The 24,181-nt window shown below is 69.9% G+C and carries 20 protein-coding genes and 3 pseudogenes; 16 read left to right on the top strand and 7 right to left on the bottom strand.

Annotated features, from left to right (window positions below):
* Positions 1 to 5 precede the first annotated feature (5 nt).
* Positions 6 to 971, top strand: coding sequence for a pirin family protein (locus ACZ7DY_RS03955; protein WP_471129614.1), 966 nt, complete (start codon positions 6 to 8; stop codon positions 969 to 971).
* 385 nt (positions 972 to 1,356) lie between these two features.
* Here ACZ7DY_RS03955 and ACZ7DY_RS03950 read toward each other — a convergent pair.
* From ACZ7DY_RS03950 to ACZ7DY_RS03940, 3 genes and pseudogenes are all read right to left on the bottom strand, one after another.
* Positions 1,357 to 1,563 (bottom strand): annotated as a pseudogene (locus ACZ7DY_RS03950) (hypothetical protein); the annotation flags it as partial.
* A 152-nt stretch (positions 1,564 to 1,715) separates the two neighbouring features.
* Positions 1,716 to 1,850, bottom strand: coding sequence for a hypothetical protein (locus tag ACZ7DY_RS03945; RefSeq protein WP_471129612.1), 135 nt, complete (start codon positions 1,848 to 1,850; stop codon positions 1,716 to 1,718).
* A 681-nt stretch (positions 1,851 to 2,531) separates the two neighbouring features.
* Positions 2,532 to 2,687, bottom strand: coding sequence for a hypothetical protein (locus ACZ7DY_RS03940; protein ID WP_471129609.1), 156 nt, complete (start codon positions 2,685 to 2,687; stop codon positions 2,532 to 2,534).
* Positions 2,688 to 2,944: 257 nt separating this feature from the next.
* Here ACZ7DY_RS03940 and ACZ7DY_RS03935 point away from each other — a divergent pair, with 257 nt between their 5' ends.
* The 3 genes from ACZ7DY_RS03935 to ACZ7DY_RS03925 all read left to right on the top strand — a co-directional run bounded on the left by ACZ7DY_RS03935 (position 2,945) and on the right by ACZ7DY_RS03925 (position 6,288).
* Positions 2,945 to 3,250, top strand: coding sequence for a hypothetical protein (locus ACZ7DY_RS03935; RefSeq protein ID WP_471129607.1), 306 nt, complete (start codon positions 2,945 to 2,947; stop codon positions 3,248 to 3,250).
* Positions 3,251 to 4,834: 1,584 nt separating this feature from the next.
* Positions 4,835 to 5,125 (top strand): hypothetical protein, encoded by a 291-nt coding sequence (locus tag ACZ7DY_RS03930; protein WP_471129604.1) that lies wholly within the window; start codon positions 4,835 to 4,837, stop codon positions 5,123 to 5,125.
* A 407-nt stretch (positions 5,126 to 5,532) separates the two neighbouring features.
* The gene (locus ACZ7DY_RS03925) at positions 5,533 to 6,288 is read left to right on the top strand and encodes a hypothetical protein (RefSeq protein ID WP_471129602.1); all 756 of its coding nucleotides are present in this window, start codon (positions 5,533 to 5,535) and stop codon (positions 6,286 to 6,288) included.
* A 3-nt stretch (positions 6,289 to 6,291) separates the two neighbouring features.
* Here ACZ7DY_RS03925 and ACZ7DY_RS03920 read toward each other — a convergent pair whose 3' ends face one another.
* Both ACZ7DY_RS03920 and ACZ7DY_RS03915 read right to left on the bottom strand, forming a co-directional pair.
* Positions 6,292 to 6,621 carry a helix-turn-helix domain-containing protein gene (locus ACZ7DY_RS03920; RefSeq protein WP_471129600.1) on the bottom strand — a complete coding sequence of 110 codons (330 nt, stop codon included), beginning with the start codon at positions 6,619 to 6,621 and terminating at the stop codon, positions 6,292 to 6,294.
* Positions 6,622 to 7,067: 446 nt separating this feature from the next.
* Positions 7,068 to 7,260, bottom strand: a pseudogene (locus ACZ7DY_RS03915) (CBS domain-containing protein); the annotation flags it as partial.
* A gap of 53 nt (positions 7,261 to 7,313) precedes the next feature.
* On the opposite strand from ACZ7DY_RS03915, the pseudogene ACZ7DY_RS03910 reads away from it, so the two are divergent.
* Positions 7,314 to 7,762: pseudogene (locus ACZ7DY_RS03910) on the top strand (glycoside hydrolase family 65 protein); the annotation flags it as partial.
* A gap of 53 nt (positions 7,763 to 7,815) precedes the next feature.
* Here ACZ7DY_RS03910 and ACZ7DY_RS03905 read toward each other — a convergent pair.
* Positions 7,816 to 9,681 (bottom strand): eCIS core domain-containing protein, encoded by a 1,866-nt coding sequence (locus tag ACZ7DY_RS03905; RefSeq protein WP_471129598.1) that lies wholly within the window; start codon positions 9,679 to 9,681, stop codon positions 7,816 to 7,818.
* 31 nt (positions 9,682 to 9,712) lie between these two features.
* Positions 9,713 to 10,387: an AfsR/SARP family transcriptional regulator gene (locus tag ACZ7DY_RS03900; RefSeq protein WP_471129596.1), complete on the bottom strand. Its 675-nt coding sequence runs from the start codon at positions 10,385 to 10,387 to the stop codon at positions 9,713 to 9,715.
* A gap of 583 nt (positions 10,388 to 10,970) precedes the next feature.
* Here ACZ7DY_RS03900 and ACZ7DY_RS03895 point away from each other — a divergent pair.
* The 11 genes from ACZ7DY_RS03895 to ACZ7DY_RS03845 all read left to right on the top strand — a co-directional run bounded on the left by ACZ7DY_RS03895 (position 10,971) and on the right by ACZ7DY_RS03845 (position 24,180).
* Positions 10,971 to 11,267, top strand: coding sequence for a hypothetical protein (locus ACZ7DY_RS03895; RefSeq protein ID WP_471129593.1), 297 nt, complete (start codon positions 10,971 to 10,973; stop codon positions 11,265 to 11,267).
* A 64-nt stretch (positions 11,268 to 11,331) separates the two neighbouring features.
* Positions 11,332 to 13,278: a phage tail sheath subtilisin-like domain-containing protein gene (locus tag ACZ7DY_RS03890; protein ID WP_471129591.1), complete on the top strand. Its 1,947-nt coding sequence runs from the start codon at positions 11,332 to 11,334 to the stop codon at positions 13,276 to 13,278.
* A gap of 31 nt (positions 13,279 to 13,309) precedes the next feature.
* Positions 13,310 to 13,810 carry a phage tail protein gene (locus ACZ7DY_RS03885; protein WP_471129588.1) on the top strand — a complete coding sequence of 167 codons (501 nt, stop codon included), beginning with the start codon at positions 13,310 to 13,312 and terminating at the stop codon, positions 13,808 to 13,810.
* 8 nt (positions 13,811 to 13,818) lie between these two features.
* Positions 13,819 to 14,682, top strand: coding sequence for a T4 family baseplate hub assembly chaperone (locus ACZ7DY_RS03880; protein WP_471129586.1), 864 nt, complete (start codon positions 13,819 to 13,821; stop codon positions 14,680 to 14,682).
* A gap of 1,110 nt (positions 14,683 to 15,792) precedes the next feature.
* The gene (locus ACZ7DY_RS03875) at positions 15,793 to 16,632 is read left to right on the top strand and encodes a Pvc16 family protein (RefSeq protein ID WP_471129584.1); all 840 of its coding nucleotides are present in this window, start codon (positions 15,793 to 15,795) and stop codon (positions 16,630 to 16,632) included.
* Positions 16,629 to 18,782 carry an ATP-binding protein gene (locus ACZ7DY_RS03870; protein WP_471129582.1) on the top strand — a complete coding sequence of 718 codons (2,154 nt, stop codon included), beginning with the start codon at positions 16,629 to 16,631 and terminating at the stop codon, positions 18,780 to 18,782. Before ACZ7DY_RS03875 ends, ACZ7DY_RS03870 begins: the two co-directional genes overlap by 4 nt.
* A complete protein-coding gene (locus tag ACZ7DY_RS03865) occupies positions 18,776 to 21,007 on the top strand; it encodes an eCIS core domain-containing protein (RefSeq protein WP_471129580.1) in 2,232 nt (743 codons plus the stop codon). The genes ACZ7DY_RS03870 and ACZ7DY_RS03865 overlap by 7 nt, the downstream gene beginning before the upstream one ends.
* A gap of 5 nt (positions 21,008 to 21,012) precedes the next feature.
* Entirely contained in the window at positions 21,013 to 21,732 is a 720-nt protein-coding gene (locus tag ACZ7DY_RS03860) for a hypothetical protein (RefSeq protein WP_471129578.1), read from the top strand.
* Between the two features lie 7 nt (positions 21,733 to 21,739).
* Positions 21,740 to 22,324 (top strand): hypothetical protein, encoded by a 585-nt coding sequence (locus ACZ7DY_RS03855; RefSeq protein WP_471129576.1) that lies wholly within the window; start codon positions 21,740 to 21,742, stop codon positions 22,322 to 22,324.
* A gap of 9 nt (positions 22,325 to 22,333) precedes the next feature.
* Positions 22,334 to 23,488 (top strand): phage late control D family protein, encoded by a 1,155-nt coding sequence (locus ACZ7DY_RS03850; RefSeq protein ID WP_471129575.1) that lies wholly within the window; start codon positions 22,334 to 22,336, stop codon positions 23,486 to 23,488.
* Positions 23,485 to 24,180: a phage baseplate assembly protein V gene (locus tag ACZ7DY_RS03845; RefSeq protein WP_471129573.1), complete on the top strand. Its 696-nt coding sequence runs from the start codon at positions 23,485 to 23,487 to the stop codon at positions 24,178 to 24,180. The genes ACZ7DY_RS03850 and ACZ7DY_RS03845 overlap by 4 nt, the downstream gene beginning before the upstream one ends.
* Position 24,181: the final 1 nt, after the last annotated feature.

The following is a 24,181-nucleotide window of genomic DNA, read 5'->3' as shown; positions in this document are numbered from 1 at the left end:
GCGGCATGAGCAACCTTGACCGTCAGGCGGTTCCCTCCCTCTGCGGCGGACGCGGGTTCGTCGTCGCCGAACCCGTGCGCGAGCTGCTGAGCCCCCGCCGCGTCCAGCTCGGCGCGTCGACCGAGGTGCGCCGGCTCCTCCCGAACCTCGGCCGCCGCATGATCGGGGCGTGGGCCTTCGTCGACCATTACGGTCCCGACGACATCGCCGACGAGCCGGGGATGCAGGTGCCGCCCCACCCGCACATGGGTCTGCAGACCGTCAGCTGGCTGCACGACGGCGAGGTGCTGCACCGCGACTCCACGGGGAGCCTGCAGACGGTCCGCCCGCGCGAGCTCGGCCTCATGACGTCGGGCCGGGCCATCTCGCACTCGGAGGAGTCGCCGAAGTCGCACGCCCGCTTCCTGCACGGGGCCCAGCTGTGGGTGGCGCTGCCGGACGCGCACCGGCACACCGACCCCAAGTTCGAGCACCACGCCGAGCTGCCCAAGGTGACCGCGGCAGGCCTTGAGGCGACCGTGCTCCTGGGCGACCTGGACGGTGCTACGTCCCCCGGCAGCACGTACTCCCCGATCGTCGGCGCCGACCTCACCCTCGCCGCGGGCACGGAGACCCGCCTGCCGCTGGTCCCCGACTTCGAGTACGGGGTGCTCTCCATGTCGGGCGAGGTGCATGTCGACGGCGTACCGGTACTGCCGGGTTCGATGCTCTACCTCGGCTGCGGACGCAGCGAGTTGCCGCTGCGGGCGGCTTCCGACGCGGGTCTCATGCTGCTCGGCGGCGAGCCCTTCGAGGAGGAGCTGATCATGTGGTGGAACTTCGTCGGCCGCACGCAGTCAGAGATCGAACAGGCTCGCGAGGACTGGATGACGGGTTCCCGTTTCGGCGAGGTCAAGGGTTACGACGGTGCTCCGCTGCCGGCCCCGAAACTGCCGGAGGTGCCGTTGAAGCCTCGGGGGAGGGTGCGCTGACCTGGGAAGAGGCGGAGCTCCGCACCAAGGACCGACGGAGCTCCTACTGTTCACGCCGCGCCGAAGGTATCGGTCGCCCTGGGCACCAGAGCGCGCGCCCGAGCTCCTCCTGGGCGCGCTTGCAGCTTCCCAGGGTCTGGTTGACGTGCCCCAGAAGGGAGAGCACACGCCCCCTCGCGACTCTGTCTGTGCCGGAAGCCGGTCACCCCAGGGACACAGCCCTGGGGGCGGGATCGCTTCGGCAATTGTGGGAATCCGACATCGCTTGACGCAGTGACCGCCACATCCGGCCCCGGGAGGCGCTTTCAGGCACGGCGCCGGTATCGCGCGCGACCAAGAAGTCGCCTCCCGATCCTCGCGGCCGCGCCTGCGACGCGGGCAGCGACTAGTACTGCAGCCGTAGCTCGTGATCTTCATGTCTGATTCGCGGCTGGCGACGGTCGTGGCTGGTCTGGGCGCGGGCTTGGTGGCGGCGTCGCCAGCGGGACCAGCCGAGCCGGTGGGCGGCGTCGCGGACTGGCCGGATGACGAGTGTGGTGAACAGGCGTTGGATCTCGTGGGTGACCCAGCGGGACCAGGACGCGACTGCTCTGCCTCCAGGCCGGGTGCTGGGGGCGTTCGCAGGCGTTCGCCCAGGTCCGTGTACCGGCGCACCGCGTCCATCTCCGATCGGCGCAGCGCGATCTCCTGAAGGCCAGGAGCGGGGGGTTCGGCGGGTGGCACCGGTGCGGGCTGCGTCTGCGCCTACAGCAGGGCGTCCCAGCCGTCATCGGTCAGCCGCACCGCCCACGAGATCAGCCGTCCGGCCTGTGCCGAGAGCTCGGCGTGCACCTCGGGCGTCGCGAGCTGGGCGAGTCCAAGGTCGGTCAGGGAGCTCACGCTGCGCTCGTCGAGGCCGGCGGCGGTAGTGGCCCATCTTTCGGTGTCGCCCTGCGCGTGAGCGACTCGCAGGAGCTGCGCGTAGTGGCCCGTGGAACGCCCCATCCTGCCCTCTGTCCGTCGAGGAACACCGCGGTGCGACGCTAGCGCGGGCAGCGGTGTGCGTGGGGTGGCCTGAGCTCATCTGCCTCGAAATGAGGGAGATGAGGGTGCGGGGCGGGGCTGGGCGGGCTGGTGGTGGACGGCCGGGTGCGCGGCGTGCCGGGCGGCTCCGGCGCCGAGGTCGCCGACCACTCGTCCTGCGAGGTCGTCCAGTACTTCGCAGCCGGGGCCGCCGTCCTGGCTCCAGGTCCAGTGGAGGGCATCAGGGATGGCGCGGTCGCGCTCGGCACGGGTGCGGCCGTAGTGGGGTCAGAGGTCTGCCGCGGTTGTCATCCGCACCAGGTTGGCGGGTGCCGGCTGGCGCCGGGGGTTCCGGAGAAGCTCACCCGGCCGGTGCCGTGCCCCGGCCTGCGTCGGGGCACGGCTGTGTCGCTGGTCAGTGTGAGTCGTTGCCCGGGTGGCAGAGGCCGCTCGGGGCGGCCTCCGCCCACAGCGGGAGGTCGACGTCCCACTCGACACCCGTGAGTAGCTGTGTCACATCCCTTGCTCGGTGACGGCCTGTGAGGGGGACACAGGCTCTCAGCGGATGCGGGTGACCGAGACGGTGGCGTGCCGGGTGGTGCCGGCTGCTACTTCCACGACCAGGCCCTCGGTGGTGGTGTACCGCTCCCCATCGTCGGTGTGGGCACCGCTGCCTCGAGGACAGCTGAGATGATCCCCCGGGGAGCTGGCCATCTCGGCTCGCCTCACGAGCAGTTGAGGGTGGCACCATGAATCGCGCTCGGCGACATCAGCGGCGAGGGCTTCGCCGACTGCTGCGCTTCTGCGTTCCAGCACAGGAGTTGTGACCACTTCGAAGAAGATCAAGAACTCGGGCAACCTCTCGCCTCTTGCACATGTCTCCAAGCTAGGGCCCCGATCCAAGGGCCCCCGACTCGGCGGCCTACAGGCGCCTCGCCGTCCTTAACTGGTCCGCCTCCGCAGAGAAGAGCATGAGTATGAAGCGCGTCACGAGAGCATCTGTCGGCGTAGTCCTGGCCGGAGCCACGGCAGCCGGAGCACTCATCGCAGGCACCGGAACCGCCACCGCGGCGACGTACCGCAATGACCTGGTACGCACCCTCGACACCGGCGTCAGCGCCTACAACTGGACCGAATGCGACAGGTTCAAGTACGAAGGAAACCTTGAACTGGACCGCCATCACCCGAGGGACCCGCAGGAGTACTACTACTGCGCCCCCGGCGTCTTCAGCAACGGCGTTCAGCGAGTGAACCTCTGGTTGAGACACCGCGCCTGACCGCGAAGAGCCCACCTGCCGCCGCCGTTCCCTGACCTGGCAGTGCCTCACACCCGGGCAACCCCGGCGACGGCCCCTACGCACACCCGTCCCGGCAACCAACGCGCGGCCGCCCGCCCGGGGCGGCCGCCCACCCCGGAATCAGCTAGAACTCGCCCCGGAAGCGGGACGCTTGTGCGAACGCTTCCTGCCGGACATCGTGATGCAGCAGACTCACCCCTGGCGGTCTTGGTCCCCATGCGGGTCTTGTGAAACGCGCGCTCCGGACAGCACGCAGGATCACGCCAAGGCCGCCCCCACGTCCGCCGAACTCCCTCCTGCGCGTTCAAGTTCGGGACGCAATGCGAGGCGGGAAGAAAGAGATCAATCTTAGTGAATGCAACAGGTGTGGGGGGACGGAAGCGGGGCTGGTCCTCTCAACTCCGCTCGCATGACCGGTAGATGCAGCAGTCGCCAGGTGGAAGCAGCGAGCGTGATCGCGGCGCAGGTGATCAGTGCTTCGCTCGCGAACGCTTAAGACCGGCACAGCTGCCGGTAAGGGACCTCGGGGAGGAACCTGCTCCAGGCGGCTGGGGACAGCGGGGCTCCGGCGCGTGCGCAGACTGTGACGACGGCTCGGTCCGGATCGATGTCGTACTTCGGCCACGGCACGTGTTCACCCGCGGCGTACAGTGTGCCGCCGTCCGGGCTGAAGGCCAAGGACAGGATGCCATCGCCTGGAGTGGGCAGGGCGGGACCGAGGGGTTGCTGTGAGGTCGTGCTGGGCCTCTTCTCGCTGTTCGTCAGCGTGTCTTCGGCCCGCCTGCTCGGTTCGGTCGATGAGAGGATCATCCAGCACGGTACGAGGGTCGTCATCCAGCCGAGGTCTCGGAACCGCGCGGTGGTCAGGACTCGTTGCCTCGATCACGAATTCCGTCGTGTCTCCGGCTGCTCCCGCAAGGCTGCGGCGCGCTCTGTGGAGTTGGCGAGTTGCGGTAGCGCTGGGGAGGCGGCAAAAGGCGGCTGGCGCTGAGCAATGCGGGCAGCGCACGCTGAGGATGGCGATCAGGTCCTGCCAGCGCTCAACGGTCCTTGCCTGGCGCTCTTCCTCGGCGGTTCTGCGGCGGTCGGCCTCCTTCTGCCGCTGTTCTTCGATATACCGCACCTGTTCAGGCGTGGGATGGGCCCGGCAAGGCTCTTCGGTGATCCGGCATCCGCAGGGTTCACCGTTCCTCTTCGGCTGGCCGCAGAGCGTAGGGTCGACGTGCGCAGAGTCCAGCCAGGGCCCGATACGCCATGGCCGGTCGGTCACGTGACCGCATCTTGTGCAGCAGGGCTGTTGCAGCGGATCGATCGGTACAGCGTGATACCTGTGCCCACTGATGGAGATCACCAGGTCAGGTGTTGTGCAGCCGCACGTCTCGTCGACGGCATCTTCAGGTTCCCGGCATGTCCTGTGAACGACATTCCCCTCGCGTGGGCACCGGGCGGCATGAACTTCTCATCCCGACCGGCTCGCGCGACCCCTCCGCCCGGCATTCGAAGGTGCAGATGACTACGGCACCCTCACGGTCTGCTTCCATTCCTCATCCGGCAGGTGCCTCGGTGCCGCTCGCCGAGCTTGACGCACATGTCATGTCCCGGCTGCTGGAGAAGTGCTGTGCGCAGAAGGCGTTGACCGCCGCGCTCGACACCGAACTCGCTGCCAGGGCGGCAGCAGGCCGCCTCGGGGTCAAGGATCTGCGGCACCTCCTGCTGCAAGTACCCCGCTCGATGCTCGTTCCGACGCAAACAGAGATGGCTCACGACATCGAAGCCCTGCACGCCTGGATGCTCAGACATTCGAGCAGGGAGCAGCAAGAGCGTTGGCGGGGAAACAGACCTGACACGTGGTGAAGGAGGGACACACAGGGGCTCCTGACAGGTGCAGTCAGTCGACGACCCCAGGACGGTCTCGGGTGCGCGGATCAAGGAGGAACCACAACGCCCCAAGCCGGTGTCAAAACTCACCGGCATACGCTGAGCGCAAGGGGATCCACCTGCGCCTGTCGAAGATCAGTTACGGGACAGGTTTCAGACGCTGCAGCACGGGCCGGCGGTGCCGCGCGACGCAGGGGTGGCCAGATGTCGTCCTTCGCCTGAAAGACGGGTTCCGATTAGGGCTCGACTGGACGAGTCCGGTGAGAACATCCTGCTGTGACCGTGGCGGCGGCACATGACAACTGGCGGCATATGCCGGATGGCTGCGTAGCTTGGATCGCTTGCCGCAGCGTAGAGCGGCGCCGGGGGGCATCGTGTGGGGTATGGAATGGTGGCTGCCGATCGTCGCGTGCGCGGCTGTCACGTGGATATCGTTATTGATCCGCTTCTTCCGCAAGGGGCGGTTGCTGGGCAGCCGTTCCTCTCGCTGGTGCAGCCTCCAGTTCGTGGGATGGACTTCGTGCCTGGCGGGGTTGGCCAGCTTCTGGCTCGTGCCACACGCTTCGCGGGTACCACCCTTCGTCGTGGGTGCCGTGGCCGGCGCCGCTCTGGTCACCCAGGTCGGACGCGACGAAGAGAAGAGACTGCAGGACGTCCCCTTGCTGAAGCTGCTCACCCTGTACGCCTCAGTCCTGCTGGAACGCTTGGCAGAGCAGCTGAAGATTGATGAGCAGACCTGGTGCACGCAGCTGGCCGAGGGCTTTTGCGAGAGCTTTGAGCTGCAACGGTTCGCGGACGATGTCCGCCTCACCCTCTTGGGCAGGGTTCACGTAGCCGGCCGGACGGCTCAGCAGCGCAAGCAGCTGACGCATGAAATCGATGCGGCACACAAGGACGCTCTGGCCGCGGTGAACGAGTGGACCCTCAAAGAAAGAAACAAGGAGAAGCTGACCTGGCATACCGGCAGTCAGGACCTGGCTGCCGCGGAACGCGAGTGCCGTAGAGCCCGGGGACAGGCAGAGCATCGATGCTGCTTCCTGCTCGCCATCGCCTACCAGACGGGCAAGGCCTCGACCGACCGTCAGTTTCTGACGCTCAAACAGGAGCTGGCGCATGAGGGCGTAGTACACCGGTCGTGACGGTTATGGCTGCACCGGGGCGTACGGGCGGACTGGACCACCGTTCGCTTCTGTGTGGTCGCGCCCGGACTGTCCGGCCATGGGCGGGTCGATGAAGTTGACCTCGACTTCGGCGTCTAAGGCCTGGGCGATGTTTGCCAGAGAGCGCAGGGTGAGGTTCTCGTCCCCTGAGAGGATCTGACTGACCCGGCCCGCTGAGACGCCCATCCGTTCCGCTAATTGCGTGCGCGAGATCTGGCGTTCGGCCAGAAGCCCCGCCACTAGAGTCGTCACGTCGCGCGCTAGGCGTGTCCCGGCTAAGTCATCCGCTGCGATGTTCCTACGCCAGCTCATCGGCACCCCCACAGGTCGCGACGTCTTTTGGGACGACCTTCACGTAGAGGATCCCACGTTTAGCCCTAGCTAAAAGCCGGTTGCGCGTAAGTGGCAGGTAAAGAGCCGGTCCTATCATCCGCTGCAGACCCATTGCAGGCCTCTGACCTGCAGCGACACGTGGCCTGACATATTCGGGCCAAATATCGAGGCGCGGTGGCCGCCTCAGGGGTCCACGGCAGGCGATCGTTCCCCATCCACCACCTCGGTCACGTCGTGGGGCCTGGCTGCGCTGATGCGCGCGCCCGCAAAGGCCTTCGGGCACGAAGCTCGAGTCGCACGTGCGCGCCCACCGGTGAAGGCATAAGAAGGTTCGTACTCGTACGTCAGCCGGCACAGGAAAAGCGACTGCGCTGGTGGCGGCGTAGTCGGCACATCGCCTGCAAGTGGCCGAATATCGGTGGGAAGCGCTTGGTCCGTGCGCAGGAAGATCTTCAGCAGATCGGCACGGCTGACGATGCCCTCCAGCATGCCGATGTCGTCGACGACGGGAAGTCGTTTGACCAGGCGGCGCGCCAAGATACGTGTCGCCTGGGACAGCGTCGCGTCCGGGTGGATGGTGAGGGCGGGAGAGGTCATCAACTCACCCGCGGTCACTGACCTTCCAGGCCCGCAGCATCCGAACGATCTCCTTGAAGCGCGCCTCACGGGGCGCATGGCGAGAGTTGTGGCGCAACGCCGCGCTGGACGTCCCGAGGCCGACCGGGCCCGTGCTGCGGCTCACCTCTTTCACCTGCTGCAGACCTTGTCTCCCCACACCGCCGCCCGCGACGTGGCTCGCAGCGGTGCGATGTATCCCTGGCAGAGGGGCAGCGACGGCCGCGAGGAGACCCAGCAGCTCCATCTGAACCCGCGCTCGGGACGTTGGCCGCCGGACCACTCACGGCTCCAGCATCATGTCGGATCGGCCATCGCGTACAACGTGTGGTAGTACTACGAGGCCACCGGCGACACCGAGTTCCTGCACTCCAGGGGGGCCGAGATGCTGACGCAGATCGCGCGGTTCTGGGCCGGCACGGCGACCTTCGACAAGGATCTGGACCGCTACCGCATCCGAGGGGGCATAGGCCCGGACGAGTACCACGCGAGATACCCCGGCTCAGCGGCTCTCAAAGGGCAGGTCCGACCGCACGGGCGCTTCGCCGGCCCCGCTCCTCACGGCACGTACTGCACGCTCCCCGGTGCGATCAGCGTCATCGGCCCTATCTGCCACAGCCGTCCGGGTGGTTCCGGCTGGATCGCGTCGAACTGCGTCGGCCAGGCCCCGCCGGCCGGCAGCCGCGTCTGTTTGAAGGTGTACCGCGTCCGGCCGAAGGTGTAGCCCTGGAACGCGGCCAGGGAACGGGTGGGGTCCCAGACGTCGCAGATCTTCTCCACGTCCGTCCGGTAGCTCAGGTGGTTGGCGGCGACGTAGAAGCTGATGAGGTTGGACGGCAGGTCCTCTTCGGAGAACGACGAGCCGGTGAGGAAGTCCGTCGACGCCTGCGTCTCCTCGAACACCGTGGAGACGGCCATGAAGATCGCCAGGGACACGCGCAGCACCTGGTCGGGCGTGAGCGGTCGGAGGATCTTCGAGATCACGCTCGCGGCGTTGACCGTCACCCCGTGGAATGCGCTCCGCTGCGTGGCGATGACGTTCTCCGCGGGCAGTGGGCGGAGGATCTTTATCGCGACGGCACGGTTGCGGCGCCGCCCTTCCTCGTGGGTGTTGCTCGCCAGGTACTGCTGCGCGCCGGCGAACGTCGTCGCCGTGAAGCGCTTCTGCAGGTCCTCGGGGAACATCCGGAGCACGGCCAGCGCCCTGGCCGCCCGCAGGTCCGCGTTGGCGCGCTCCACGCCCATGCAGTCCGAGAATCCGTAGATCTCCCCCGACGCCTTGGGGTCGGCGGCGAGTTCCGCGGCGATCGAGGAGACGGCGCCCGCGAACGGCGCTGCGTCTGACCGCCCGACCTCGAAGCCGTACAGGTCGGTCTCCGTGTGGTTCGGGAACTGCGTGCGCTCGAACAGCGGCGCCCGCGGGCGGGCCGACGCGGCGCGCTCGCCGGGCGCGTACCGCGCCGGGCAGTCCTCGTACACGCCGACTCCCGGCTCGTCGTGCCGTACCGCGTGGTGGCCGGGCTCCCCGGAGCGCGCGGCCTCTTCCGAGCTCAGCACCGCGGACGCTGCCCGCACCTGGCTGATCAGAAGCTCGGCCATGTCCGGCCGGACATGGCCCCAGTCGATCCATCCGCAGTGCGTGGAGTAGCTGTATCGGGGCCGGGCTTCCTGGATGCCGTCCGCGGTGACCTTGCGCTGGACGACGGGGGCCGTCGCGCTCGGCCTTCCGGCGGCGGGGGCGTCGCCGGCCGGGCCCGTGCCGCCCGTCTGCTGCACCACGTGGGTCAGTTCGTGTGCCAGTAGCCGCTGTCCCCGGCTGGTTTCCGGCGCGTACTGTCCGGCGGCGAAGACCAGGTGGTGGCCGAGGGTGTACGCGTCGGCGTGCACCGCACGTGCCGACGCGGCGGCGCCGGCGTCGGTGTGGACGCGTACCCGGCCGAAGTCGTGGCCGAAGCGCGGCTCCATGAACGCGCGGGTTGCGGCCGACAGCGGTTGGCCCCCGGTGGTCGGCGCCACGATGTCGCCCGGCGCGCCCGCGTCGGCCGACACGCGCCGACGCACGAGAGGGGTCCCCCCTTGCGCACCCGGCGACTCGGTGATGCGCTCGGCGATCCGGTCGGCTTCCCGCTCGTACGCGTCGCCGGCCGGCCCGACGGTCAGCTTGGGCTGCGCGGCCCCGCTCGGCCCGCAGCCGGCGCAGCCGCCCCCGCAACCACACGACGCGGCGGGGCTCAAGCCGTCGTCCTCGTCCCAGTCTCCCGCCCCCCAGCCCTGTGCGGCGGCACGCTGCAGATAGCCGTTGCCGAGGCTGCGCCGAAGCGTCGGGCCCCCGCTCCCCGCGTCCGGGACCGGCGCCGCGGACCGCTCCCGCGTCGCGGGCACCGGGTACGGCAGCGACCTCTGGTGGTCCTCGGTGGTCAGCATGGTTTCCCTTTCGGCGGCCGGAGTGCGCGGGTCACCCCTGCCGGCCGGCGTCCCTCTCGCCCCCGCCACCGCTGCGCGCATAGCCGCCGTCCCGCAACAGGTCCGTGAGGTCGGGCGCCGGCTCCATCCCGAGCTCCCGCTCCAGGAGGCGCGCGTACATCTCCAGGCCGCGCCGGCCCTCCACCCAGTTGCCGGCGGCCAGATGCGCAAGGAGGAGGGTGCGTTGCGCGCTCTCGCGCAGCGGCTCGGCGCTGACCGCCTCCATCGCGATGTCCACGGCTTCCGCATGGCAGCCCATGAGCCTCAACTGCTGGCTCTGCGAGTCCAGGGCGTGCAGGACTCGCTGCCGGACGCGTTCGCGCTCCATCAGGGCCCAGTCGTCGTACCAGCCGGGCAGCAGCTCCAGCGCCTCCAGGCCGGGCGGCGCGGAACACAACTCGTCCCGCTCCGCGGTGTGTTCGATGACGCGGGTCGCCCACGCGCTGACCGCGTGCAGATCGACGACCACGTCATCGTGCACGATCAGCCCGTGCTTGTCGGCCGACAGCAGGTGGACGTCCACGCGGTTCAGTCGCCACAGCGCTGAGCGCAGGTTGCCGTGCGCCCGGTCCTCGTCGTTGGCCGGCCACAACGAGCCCGCGGCGTAGGCCCGGTCCACCCGAAAGGGGCGCAGGGCGACGAAGGCCAGCAGTCGTCGGCAGCTCATCGGAATGTCCACCCGACGTGTTCCCACGCTTACGTGGAGTTCGCCGAACAAGTGGAGCACTGGAGGGGGTGCACCCGCGTCTCCAGAGGTAAGAAAGTACGGAAAAGCTGATCCCATCAGTCCCCCCGTCCGGAATTCGCCGGTCGGAGAAATCAGGCGCTGGGTCGCCGGTCGGCCGACAGGTGTCCGGACGCCAGTTTTATCAACTCCCGGGTGTTTCTGCGAGGAAGGACTGCAAGAATTCCCGCATCGTCTGTAGGGCGGATTCGACGTCTGCGGTAGATGATTCGGAACCCATCGAAAATCGGTCGATGTCGGGGTTGACCCGCAGCGTGATCAACGCTCCGTGGCTCTGCGCCAGGATGCGGACCACGCACACTCCGGTTCTGCCTCTTCCTGACGTCATGGTGCCAGCCTGTCGCCGTCTCGTCACCGTGGCGTTGCCGCGGGCGGCGCCGGGTCGGACACCGGTCCGTGGTGACGGACGGGTGACGGCGCGGGGTGATGCTGGCGTCGTGGCTCCGGCGCTGCCGCCACGAAAGGCGGCGTGGCGTGGGGTGCACCCGCAGCGAGGAGAGTTGACGTGGCCGTAAGGATCAGAAGCCTCCTCCCCTCCGTGCCGGTCGTGGTGGAGCTGGCCTCGGGGAGCGCGGTACGGCTGTCTCCCGGGGAGGTCTCGCGGGAACTGCCCGACGCGGAGGTCGCCGGCAGCGCCAAGGTGGAGAAGCTGCGGGCGCAGCGGGTGATCGCGGTCGAGGACGTACCGGCGGAGACCACCGAAGACGTCGCGCAGGAAACCGGGCCGGCCCCGGAGCCCGCCGAATCGCCGGGTCGGAGGGGAAAGGCCGCCGCCAAGCGGTCCGAGGCACAGGACGACTGAGGGAGCCCAAAATCGGCCATGAGCGCAAATGCGCCGGGCTGATGCATTGCGACAGGAGACGACCATGGCGACTCTGACTTATCCAGGTGTCTACATCGAGGAGATTTCCGGCGGGACGCGCCCGCTCGACGTCGCAGGCACGTCCACGGCGGCCTTCGTCGGTTTCGCCGAAATGGGCCCGGAGGAAGCCACCCGCATCACGAATTGGACGGAATTCCAGCGCCGGTACGGGACGTACACGGACGATGGATATCTCGCCCACAGCGTGTTCCAGTACTTCAACAACGGTGGGCGGCAGTGTTACGTCGTGCGCGTCACCCGCACCGACGCCGCGACCGCCGCCGTCACCGTCAACAACCGGGCCACGCCGGCCGCCGGCGGCATGACGTTCTCGGCCCGCAGCAAGGGCGCCTGGGGCAATACGCTGTTCCTCCAGATCGAGGACGGAACGCTCGACCCGGGCAACGAGTTCAAGGTGAGCGTGCGACGCCAGGTCGACCCGGCGGTCGTGCCCGCCAATTTCAAGGACACCGCCCCGCTGGAGGTCTTCGACAACCTCAGCGTCGATCCGACCGCCCCGAACTACGCGGTCAGCGTCCTGGCGCAGGACTCCACCCTCATCAGCGCCCAACTGCTCTCCGGCAACCTCAGCGTGCAGCGCGGCATCCACCGGGGCGGCTTCGCACCGACCCTGCCGCTGAACGGAAATCTCGGCTTCCAGATCAACCTGGACGCCGACGGGTTCCAGGCGGTCACGCTGCCCGCGTCGGCCGGTGCCTCGACCGTGCCTGCGGACGTGGCGACGGCGGTGCAGACCGCGGTGCGCGCCCTGACCCGGAAGAAGACGTCCACCGACGCCACGGCCTTCACCGCTTTCACCTGCGCCGTGGAGACCGTGGCCGGGCAGTCCCGGTTCGTCCTCCAGTCCGGCACCACCACCCTCGCCACCTCGTCCGTGCGCGTCCAGCCGGCGGCGACCGCGGACGCCACCGGCCTGCTCAAACTCGGCGCGGGCAACGGCGGCCGGTCCGAGGACGGGGCGGCGGTCCGGCGCCCCGCCAAGGCCGACATCGTGCAGATCGGCGACGCGGCGCTGACCGCTCCGGTCATCGCGCCGGTGACGCTCGGCAGCGACGGCGTCGCCGCGGTGACGGAGACGACGTTCAGCTCAGGCTTCCCGCGACTGGACAACGTGACGGACTTCAGCCTCCTCGCCGTCCCCGGCGAGGCGACGACGGCGATGCTGGACCTCGGCATGGCCTACTGCGCCAACAGACCGCTCCAGGACGTTTTCTACATCGGCGAGACGGGCTCCCACGACGACACCGCCGACGAGGCCGCCGTCTTCCGCACCAAGCTCACCGTCGCCAACTCGTACGGCGCGCTGTACTTCCCCTGGGTCAAGGCGCTGGACCCGACCGGCCGGTCCCGGGAGCCCGTCCTGCTGCCGCCCTCGGGGTTCATCGCGGGACTGTACGCCCGTATCGACGCGAGCCGCGGCGTGTGGAAGGCACCGGCCGGCACGGAGGCGGGCCTCAACGGCGTGGCCGGGCTCGCCGTGGAGCTCGGCGACGTGCAGCACGGCAACCTCAACCCGCTGGGCGTAAACGTCATCAGGCGCTTCGCCGGTGCGGGAGTGGTCGTGTTCGGCGCGCGCACCATCACCTCGGACCCGGCATGGCGCCACGTGCCCGTCCGCCGTACCGCGATCATGCTGCGGGTCAGCATCTACAACGGCATCCAGGGGGCGGTCTTCGAACCGAACGACGAGCCGCTGTGGTCTCAACTGCGGCTGACCATCGGCTCGTTCATGATGACGCTTTTCCGCCAGGGGGCGTTCCAAGGTGCCACGCCGGCGGCGGGATTTTTCGTCAAGTGCGACGGCGAGACGACGACGCAGACCGACATCGACAACGGGGTCGTGAACGTCCTGGTGGGGTTCGCACCCCTGAAGCCGGCGGAGTTCGTCGTCGTGAAGATCAGCCAGAAGGCGGGCCTCGCGTCCGGGTGAGTGACGACCGCCAGCGGAAGGAGGGCGCCCGATGCCCAGGTTCAGCGTCAATGCGACGCGGTTCGACCCGTACCTCGGGTTCAAGTTCAAGATCAAGGTGGACGGCCAGTACGTGGCCGGCCTGAGCAAGTGCAGCGCACTCAAACGCACCACGGAAGTCACGCCCTGGTACGAGGGCGGGGATTCGAGCGGGCCGCACCAGATCCCCGGCAAGACGAAGTACGACGCGCTCACCCTGGAGGCCGGTGTCACGCACGACACGACCTTCGAGGAGTGGGCGAACAAGGTCAACAACTTTCAGGGTGACGCGGCGATGTCCCTGGCGTCCTTCCGCAAGGACATCAGCATCGAGGTCTACAACCACCAAGGGCAGAAGGTGTTGGCGTACAACGTCTTCCGTTGCTGGGTCTCGGAGTACCAGGCGCTGCCGCAGCTCGACGCGAGCGGCAACGCCGTGATGATCAGCACCGTCAAGCTGGAGAACGAGGGCTGGGTGCGGGACACCTCGGTGACCGAGGCCAAGGAGACGTAGGGGTGTCCATGGGGGTACTGCCGGGAGGCCACTGGGACGCCGAGGGGCGGCTGCACCGCGACTTCGAGCTCGCGGTGCTCACCGGGCGCGACGAGGAGTTGCTCGCCGACGCGCGCGCGCCGCGGCCCGCGGCGCTGGTCACCGAGGTCCTCAGTCGCTGCGTGCGCCGGCTCGGCGACATCTCGCCCGTACCGCCCGAGACGGCCCGGGGGCTGCTGGTCGCCGACCGGCAGTACCTGCTGCTCCAACTGCGCAGGGCGAGCTTCGGTGACATGGTCCGCGCACATCTCGTCTGCCCCTGGGCGGAGTGCAGTGAGCGGGTGTCCTTGGAATTCTCGCTCGCCGACGTGCCGGTGGAGGAGGCCCGCCGGCGGGCCCCCGCCCACACGATGACGCTGACGGCCGAACCCTTGGAGGTCACCTTCCGACTGCCGAACGGGGCCGATCAGGAAGAGCTCGCAGAACTGTCCGCGAGCAACGAGGCCGAGGCCCTGACCTCGCTCCTGGCCCGCTGCGTGCAGCGGCTGGGACCGGACGGCGACCCGCCGGACCAGCAGCGGATGGCCGAGCTGTCGGCAACCGCCCGGTCCGAGATCGAGCAGCGGATGTACGAACTCGCCCCATCCGTCGAGCAGTCGATGGAGGCGCGGTGCGTCCACTGCGGCCGGGTGATCATCGCACCGCTGGACATCCAACGCTTCTTCCTCGGCGAACTGCGCACCGACAGCGGGTTGCTCTACCGCGAAGTGCACTACCTGGCCTACCACTACCACTGGAGCGAACACGAGATCATGGAGCTGACCCGCGACAAGCGGCGCACCTACATCGAGGTGCTCGCCGACGCGATCGAGGTGCTCAACAGTGGCGCATGAGGGCTATCTGCGGGGTGTCCTGGCTGACGGGCGGCGGCCGTTCCGGCATCGTGCCCGGGTACGCGCGCTGCTCGGGCTCCCTGAGGACAGCGGGGTGCGCGTCACCTTCGTGCCGCCGCTGCCAGGCGTCGGGTTCGCGTACCTGCGGCCGTGGTACGGCTCGGGGGAACCCTATGGGGGGCCCGGTGGCTCGGGGATCGCGTACGGCATGCCGAGTGGTCCGGATGTGCCGTACAGGCCGTCTGATGGCGGGGGTGTTCTGTCGGCCCGGATCGAGTATGACTTCTTCGACCCAGATGCAGACGCAGACACGGCCACGGCCACGGGCAGGCGCGCGGGCACAGAGACGGGCGCGGAAGCCGATGCAGAAGCCACCGAGCATCCCGTGGCTGTAGGTGGCGGCCAGGAGGACGAGCAGAAACAACCGACGTCGGCCACTGCCGTGGCGTCTCCAAGGGAAAGTGACGACGAGGCGGCGGACGTGGTTTCTGTGACGGTTCCGGGGGTCACGGCGATGCCGTCAGCGCCTCCGTCATCGTCACGGTCACCCGGCGGGCAAGAGCGCCCCCGACAGCACGTGCCAAAGAAGACCACCCCACCGAACCACCCACCAGACAACACCCCAGCACCAGCACCAGCACCGACCACAAGCGGCGTACCGAGCCACGCGCCGCACACGCCGGCCCCACAGTCGGCCCCCGTTCCGGCCGTACGCACCACTCCGCCGCAAGCCCGCACCACCCCGCGGGAGCAACCCGCCGTACCCCCGTCCACACCGCCCCACCCGACGGCGCGCCCGGCGACGCCGCACGGCCCGGAGCCCACCCCCGCCCAGCACCGCGGCACGCCCCCGCCGCCGCCTCCCGACCGCCGCCCGCACCCCCGGCCCCTCCCCACCCAGCCGCTGCGCAGCGTCACCACGCCCCGCCCCGGGCCCCCGGCGCGGATGCCCTGGCCGGAGGAGACCGCGGCGGCACCAACTGCCGAACCGCCGGCCTCCATCCCCCTCCAGCCGGCCCCGCCCGTCAGCATCGACCCCCCGCCTCCCGACGGCATCCCCGCCTTCTGGGTGCGGCGTCATCTTCCCCGGCTGCGCGGCAGGATCCTGCGGTGAGCGCCGGGACCGCGATCGGCATGGTCAGCGCCTCGCTGCGCAGCCTCCTGGTCGGTGAGATGCGGCTCACCCCGGCCATGGACGTGACCGTCCTCGCCCCCGACGAGCCGGGCGGCGGCCGACGCATCAACCTCTTCCTCTACAAGATCACCGAGAATCCGTACCTCAAGAACCAGGACTGGGCACTCCAGCCGGGCACCACCGACCAGCTCCTCGATGCCCCCCTGTCCCTGCACCTCTTCTACCTGCTGACGCCCTACGCGCCCAACGACCCGCTGAGCGGCAACGTGACCGCGCACCAGAGCGTGGGCGAGGCCATGCGGGTCTTCCACGAGAACCCGGTCGTCCCCCGCACCCACCTCGACCCCGGCCTCCTCGACGCCCGCGAGCGGCTGCAGATCGCGATCGCGCCGCTGGACCACGAGGAGCTGAGCCGGATCTGGAGCACCTTCGCCCAGCCGTTCCGGCTCTCCGTGCTCTACCAGGTGTCCACCGTCCAACTCGACCGGCTGCCGGGCGCGGCCCGCCCGCTGCCGAAGCGGGTGCGCCGGGTCGGCATTCCCGATGTACGGGCGCCCCTCAGTCCGCCCGAGGTCAGCGCCATGTCGCCGGCCGCGGGACGGGCGGGCTCGGTGCTCACGTTCACCGGTACGCACCTGGCCGGTTGGCTCGCCGACGTGCGTCTCGGTGGCGAGCCGGTCGGGGCCGCGGTGCCGCTGAGCGGTGACGTGTTCACGGTGACGCTCGCCGCGGGCCTGAAGGTCGGGTTCTACGAGGTGCGCGTGGACATCTCGCATTTGTTCCGCCGCACGTTCGTGTTCGAGGTCACGCCATGACCCACCGCGCGTACCGGGACAACGGCGAGCACCTCGCAGACGAATTGCGCCGTCTCGACCTGCTGATCGAGCGCCGGCTCGCGACGGTCAGCCTGCAGAACGAGGCGGCCCCGGAGCAGCAGGCGGCCCGCACCGTCTACATCACCCGGCAGGAAGTCGACTGGCTGCTCACCCACCAACCCCAGGAACCGCCCTCCCCCGCCACCGAACTCGACCGGCTGGACGAGGAGATCGACGCGCGCGTGCAGCGCAGCGCCGCCAACGGCGTCACGCTGGCCCTGCCCGCGCTCGGTGCGCTCTTCGCGCTCAGCCCGTGGGAGCTGCGGGCCGTCACCGTGTGCCTCGGCCCGGAACTGCGGCGCAAGTACGACCGGCTGTACGCCTACCTCCAGGACGACATCACCCGCAAGCGCCCCAGCGTCGATCTCGTCCTCGACCTGCTCTGCCCGGGTGAGCGGCAGCGCTGGGCCGCTCTCGGCGCGTTCCAGGAGACGGCGCCGCTGCTGCGCACCGGCATCCTGCGGAAGATCGACGACCCGCACAGCCCCTCGGGCTCCACCGGCCTCGCCCAGTTCCTGGCGCTGGACCCGCGGATCTGCCGCTTCCTGCTGGACGCGGACGCCCCCGACGCACGGCTGTACCGCGCGGAGGGCGCCGAAAGCGACATTGATGCCGAAGACGCCGACGCGGATCTCGCGCAGGGCCTGCGCCGCCTCGCCGAACATCACCTCAAACAGGACGGCGACGCCCGCCCCCTGGTGTTCTACCTGTACGGTCCACCTGGCGCGGGCAAGCGCGAGCTGGCCCACCGTACCTGCCGCGACCTGGGCATGGGGCTGCTCAGCCTCGGCGACCAGCCGGCGTACGCCACCGACCTGAGGGAGGCGCGGCTGTGCCGGGCCGCCGTCCACCTGCCGCACGCCGACGCGCTCCGCCGCGACGACGCCGCACCGCTGCGCGCCGCCCTGGCAGCGGCCGTCGCCGACTTCGGCGACCTGGTGTTTTTGACCGGCGAATCGGTCTGGGACGGCGAGGAGAGCTTCGCCGGCGCCCTGTTCCAGCCCGTCCCCGTGCCGCTGCCCGACGTGGCCCGCGGCACCGCACTGTGGCGGCGGCTGCTCGCCGAGCACACCGCCGAGCCGGGCGCGTGGGCCGCCGAGTTGGCGACGCTCTTCCGCCTGTCGCCCGGCGGGATGCGGGCCGCGATCCGGTACGCCCGCAACCGGCGGCTGATGGAGCCGCTGCCACGCGCCATGACCCTGGCCGACCTGTCCGCCGCCTGCCGGGCGTTGTCCCGCCGGCGGCTCGGCGACCTGGCCGTCGAGGTGCGGCCCCGCGCCTGCTGGGACGACCTCGTGCTGCCCCTCGACCGGATGGAGCAACTCCGGGAGGTCCGTGACCAGCTCCGCCACCGCCACCAGGTGTACGACCGTTGGGGCTTCGGGGGTGAGACCCACCGCGGCAAGGGGCTGAGCGTGCTGTTCAGCGGGGCCCCGGGGACGGGCAAGACGATGGCGGCGGAGGTGCTGGCGCACGACCTCGGGCTCGGCCTGTACGCCGTGGACCTTTCCGGGGTCGTCAGCAAATACATCGGCGAGACCGAGAAGAACCTGGCCCGCGTCTTCACCGAGGCGCGCACCAGCAACGCCATCCTCTTCTTCGACGAGGCCGACGCGCTGTTCGGCAAGCGCACCGAGGTGTCGGACGCACACGACAGGTACGCCAACATCGAGACGAGCTACCTCCTGCAGAAAATGGAGGAGTACGAGGGCGTGGTGGTGCTGGCGACGAACCTGCGGCAGAACCTGGACGACGCGTTCACCCGCCGCGTCCGCTTCATCATCGAGTTCCCGTTCCCCGAGGCCGACAACAGGCTGCGGATCTGGCAGGGCCTCTTCCCGCCAGGGGCTCCGGTCGCGGCGGACGTCGACTTCGCCTCGCTGGCCCGGGAGTTCCCGGTGGCCGGCGGCAGCATCAAGAACATCGTGCTGAACGCGGCGTTCGTGGCCGCGGCCGACGGCGGGCCCATCGGCCGGCGGCACATCCTGCGGGGAGCCCGGCGGGAGTTCGAGAAGATCGGCAAGCTCTGGACGGAGCCGGCCCCGGCCGGCGACGCCGTCGGGGCCGCCGGAGGGGCGGGACCATGCTGACGATGCCGCACCGGACCACCCGCTCCACGGAGACGCACGGGCCGCGCCCGGCACCGCCGCAGGCACCCCGGGCGAGGGCCGCGACCGACCTGGCGTTGCAGCGCAGCCTCGGCAGCGAGTACCTCCAGCGCCTCGCCGAAGACGGCGACGGCGAGCACGACGCCCCCTCGGGGTGCGGCTGCCCGGGAAGCTGTTCCGGCTGCGGTCCCGTGCAGACCAGCGCGCTTGTCGGGGCCGCCGACGACCGGTACGAGCAGGAGGCCGAACGGGTCGCCGACCGGATCGTCGCGCTCCCCGGCCCCGCGCCCTCCGGCCCCGCGCCCGGCGCCCCGCGCCCCGCCATCCAGCGGCTGCCGACCGGGCACGGCGGCACGCCGACCGCTCCCCCGCCCACCAGCGGCGGACGCCCACTGACGCCCGCGTCCCGGGCGTTCATGGAGCCCCGCTTCGGCGAGGACTTCGCGCACGTACAGCTGCACACCGACTCCGCGTCCCACCAGTACGCGGCCGGGATCCGGGCCCGCGCCTTCACCCACGGCCACCACATCCACTTGGCGCAGAACGAAAGCGAGCACGACCACCGGCTGCTCGCCCACGAACTGACCCACGTCGTACAGCAGCGCGGTGGCGCGGCTCCGGCGGCAGAGACCGTACAGCGCGCGATCAGCCCCGAACTCGACGAGATCGAGGACTACCTCGGCTACGGGCTGTTCGACTGGGCCATCACCGACCAGGACGCCACCCGTTCGCTGGACCTCCTCAAGTCGCTGCCCCGCCTCCAGCAGGCGGTGTTCTTCAACGACGCGACCCACGCGCGGCGGCTGCGGGAGAACCTCCCCGACGGGCGGCTCCCCGAGTACGACCGGCTCGCCGCCGATGTCGCGGGGCTGCAACCGTCCGCCACCACGCTGGAGACCATCGAGGACCGCCTCTCGTACGGGCTCTTCGACTGGGCCGTCACCGACCAGGACGCGGTGGCCGCCCTCGACCTGCTGAAACAGCTCTCGGGGAACCAACTCGCGACCGCCATGGCCGCCATCAACTACGACCGGCTGCTCGACAATCTGCCGAACGCCCGCCGGCCCGAGCTCACCGCGCTCTACGACCGGGCCCTCGGCACGGGCGGCACCCGGCAGGCCGAGGAAGGCAGCCACCCCGGCACTCTGCTCAGCTCCGTCACCTTCCGGTCCGACCACGGACTGATGAAGAACAACGAGGACGACTGGGAGAGCGACGGCAACGCGTACGGCGAACCGGAGTGGTTCTCCGACAAGGGGCTCGCGAACAGCCGCCCGATCAGCCAGACCATGGGCACCGGCGTCCGCGCCGACGTCCGCCTCGACATCACCCCGCTCAACGCGCCGACCGCGCCTATCCGGCTGACCGGCCGCAGCACCGAACCCGCGCTGAACTTCGAATTCTCCGGCACCCTGCACGGCGGCACGGCCCAGATGCTGCCGCTCGTCGGCACCACCGCGCTGCCCGGCACCGTCACCTCGCTGGAGAACCGGCAGATCGTGTGGGACCTGGAGTGGCAGCAGTGGAAGCGTGAGATCGCCCGGACCCGGCACAGCCTGTACGTCACCGCCGGCCCGCCCCACGCACCGGCGGAGGTCACGCTCCGGCGCATGCGGACGTCGACGCGGATCGTCGGCGAAGCCGCCCGCGAGGCGGGCTCCCTCGACCCGCACGCGCTGGTGTCGAGCGTCATGAAGCGCTGGAACAGCTACAACCTGTTCGTCCGGCTCGACAACGCGTGGAAGCTGGCGGACGACCTGGCCACCGGGGCGCAGTGCATCGACATCGTGCGCTTCGTCCAAGGGGTGCTCCTCCAGGTCGGTCTGGCGGGCAGCACCGCGGCCGTCGTCGTCTGGGCCAAGCCCAGCAGCCCCGGCCACGCCGAGGAGACCCTGGGCGGCGGCCTGTCCGGCACCAGGCACCCCGACAATCCGTGGTTCGCCGCGCTGATCGACGCCAACGGGTGCGGCAACAACTTCGAGGCGGCGCTGCGCTTCGCGCACGGCGGCGTGACCCGCTACTACCCGGGCGGCGCCAACCCGAACAAGGTCTACTCCACCCCCACGGACGTCCTGCACGTCTTCCAGTGCCTCGCCTGGGTGGAACCCGTCGGCCCGCGCCGCATGAACGTACGCCAGATCCTGATCACCTATCCGCACGGCCACTGCGCCACCGGAGAACTGACCTGCAAGGGCGGGGAGGACTAGGCGAGATGACCGACGGCTTTCCCAACAAGCCCCGCATTCTGCGCGGCGCATTCGTGGAGTACGGGCTGAGCCTGCCGCCGCTACTGGTGGTGTTCCAGTTCAACCCCGTGCAGCTCACCCGTAACCGATCACTGTCCTACACCTTCGCCGGCGCGGCCGCGGCGGCAGCGGCGGCGCAGAAGTCGGGCGCACCGCCGCGCACCCTGCGCACCGAACACGGCCGGCGCTCCAGTCTGCTGGACGTCCAGCGGGAGCAGTTGGTGACCGTGGAGGAGCAGAAGCTCGGCTTCGACATCCGCCTCGACGCCACCGACCGGCTGGACGACGGCGACACGGTCACCGAACAGTTCGGCATCGGTCCGCAGATCGCGACGCTGGAGCTGATGACGCAGCCGAAGCGGGAGAGCGTGCTCGGTGGCCTCGCCGCCCGGCTGCTGCGCAAGCCCGACGGGTTCAGCTTCACCCGCAGCGCCAACCCGCCGCTGATCCTGTTCATCTTCGGCCGCAAACGGGTGCTGCCGGTGAACATCAACTCTCTCAACATCACCGAGACGGAGTTCAGCGCCGATCTGAACCCCGTCCGGGCCACCGTCTCGGTCTCCCTCACGGTCATCGAGGGCAGCAGCATCCCCTACCGGTACACGCAGACCATGACGGAGGTCATGTCGACCGTGGGGTTCGCCACCGCCGTCACCGATGCGGCAAACGTCGTCGTCCCGGGGTGAGTGACACATGTTCAGCAAGCTGTCCCGCTACCGCACCGTCCCCGACGTGGTGTCGCCCGACACCCGCGGCCGGATCCTGCCCGCCAAGGGCGTCCGGCCGCTGCCCGACACACCCGGCGCGCTGGAGCACACCGTGGACTCCGGCGACCGGCTGGACCAGCTCGCCGCCTCCTACTACGGGCAGCCCCTGCACTACTGGCACATCTGCGACGCCAACCCGCTGTTCCTCTCCCCCCTGGAACTCCTCGGCCAGGAACCCGTGACGTCCACCCGCTTCCCGCTCACCACGGCGGCGAAGGACCCGCCGTGGGCCGCGCTGATCGCCGCGCTGGCGGCGGTGAACGGGGTGCGCGACGTGACCGTGGCCGAAGACGTCGAGCTCGTCCCGCAGACGCAGGCGGTGAGCGGGCAGCAGGTCACCGTGGTCGTCGAGCGATTCATCCGCGCCGTCGTCGTCACGTACCACCGCATCGACGTCAGCGCGCAGGACCTGGCCGCGCTGATCGCGGCGCGCGGCTTCGACGTCGGGCCGCCGGTCGACCGCGGGCGGCTCGGCCAGCCCATAGCGATCCCCGCGGCAGTGAGCGGATAGGGGGCCGGCGTGCGCCACGACGACCTGCGCATCGACATCGACGGCGTGGAGGCCGCGGACCTCTACGCGGACCTGCTGAGCCTGGAGGTCGAGCTCGACGAGGAACTGGCCGGGATGTTCCGGATGACGCTGGCGCTGCTGCTGCGCCCCGACGGGTCGTGGACACACCTGGACGACGAGCGGCTCATGGTGTGGCGGCGGGTGCAGGTCACCGCGGGCTTGCAGGACGACGCGCGGCCGCTGCTGACCGGCTACATCACGCACGTCCGCCCGGATTTCGGCCCCGGGCTCGAAGCCTGCCGGCTCCAGGTGTGGGGTACGGACGCCAGCGTCCTGATGGACCGCGTGGAGCGGCTCAAGGACTGGCCGAACAAGAAGGACAGCGACATCGCGACCGAGACGTTCCAGGCGTACGGGCTGACGCCGCAGGTGACCGACACGGGGATCGTCCACGACGAGGCGGTGTCGACCGTCATCCAGCGCGAGACCGACATCCAGTTGCTCAGGCGGCTGGCCCTGCGCAACGGCTTCGAGTGCTTTGTGGACGGCGACAGGGGCTACTTCCGTCCGCCGGCCGTCGACGACACGCCGCAGCCGGTGCTCGCGGTGCACTTCGGGGAAGAGACGAACGTCAACCGGTTCAGCCTGGAGGTCGACGCGCTGGCCCCCACGGACGTCGCGATGTTCCAGATCGACCACATCGCCGGCGACGTGCTGGAAGCGCACGCGGTCCCCGGCTCCCAGACCGCCCTGGGCGCGGTGCCGGCCGCCGGTGTCCTCGGCCCCGGCATGGAGCCCGGGCTCGTGTACGTGGCGCAGAGCGTGGCCACCGGCGTACCGGAGATGACCGAAATCTGCCAGAGCGTCTACGACCAGGCCGAGTGGCTGGTGACCGGGGAGGGCGAGGTCGCCGCCAACGAGTACGGCAGCATCCTGCGACCCCGCACCACCGTCACCGTCAAGGGCGTCGGGGCGACGCACAGCGGGGTCTACTACGTCGCGCACGTCACCCACAGGTTCACCCTCGACGGCTACCTCCAGACGTTCCGCATCAAGCGCAACGCGCTGGCGCCCAAGGGCGACGAGGACTTCTCGACCGGCGGGGCCGACGCGGCGGCCGGACTGCCGGCCGCGGGCGCCCTGGCCGCGGAGGTGTCGCTGTGACGCTGGAGCGCATCGTCGCCGGCCTGGTGGAGGACACCGGGCGGCGCTGCTACGGCAAGTACCGGGGCACGGTGGTCGACAACGACGACCCTTCGCGCCTCGGCCGGCTGCGGCTCACCGTCGCGGACGTGCTGGGTCCGGAGGTCGTCACCGGCTGGGCCACGCCCTGCGTCCCGTACGGAGGGGCCACGGGGCAGGGGTTGCTGTTCATTCCGGAGCGCGAGGCCGGAGTGTGGGTCGAGTTCGAGCGGGGAGACACGGAGTTCCCCATCTGGGTCGGTACGTACTGGAGCAGGCCGGGCGACGAGAGCCAGGTGCCGAAGCCGCGCTCCGACGCCGGCACCGAGGACGCGGAAGCGGTGCAGTCGCCCCCGACCTCGAAGATCCTCACCACTCTCAAGGGACACACCATCCAGTTGGAGGACGCCGACGGCAAGGAACGGGTCCTCGTCCGCGAGGGCAGCCGCGGCCATCTCCTGACGATGGACCAGTCCGGTGTCACGGTCACCGACGCGGGCGGCAACACCGTCTCGCTCACCGACGACGGCATCCGCATCACCGACGCCACCGGCAGCTTCCTCCAGATGTCCTCCGACGCCGTCACCCTCACGGCGAAGACGCCCCTCACCATCAACGCCGCCGGTCAGAGCGTGACGGTGGTCGCCGCCAGCATCGACCTGAAGAAGGGCTGAG

The sequence above is a fragment of the Streptomyces sp. NPDC037013 genome, from assembly GCF_055607265.1.
Note: the sequence above shows the minus strand (reverse complement) of the source record. Positions and strands in the feature narration are given on the sequence as shown.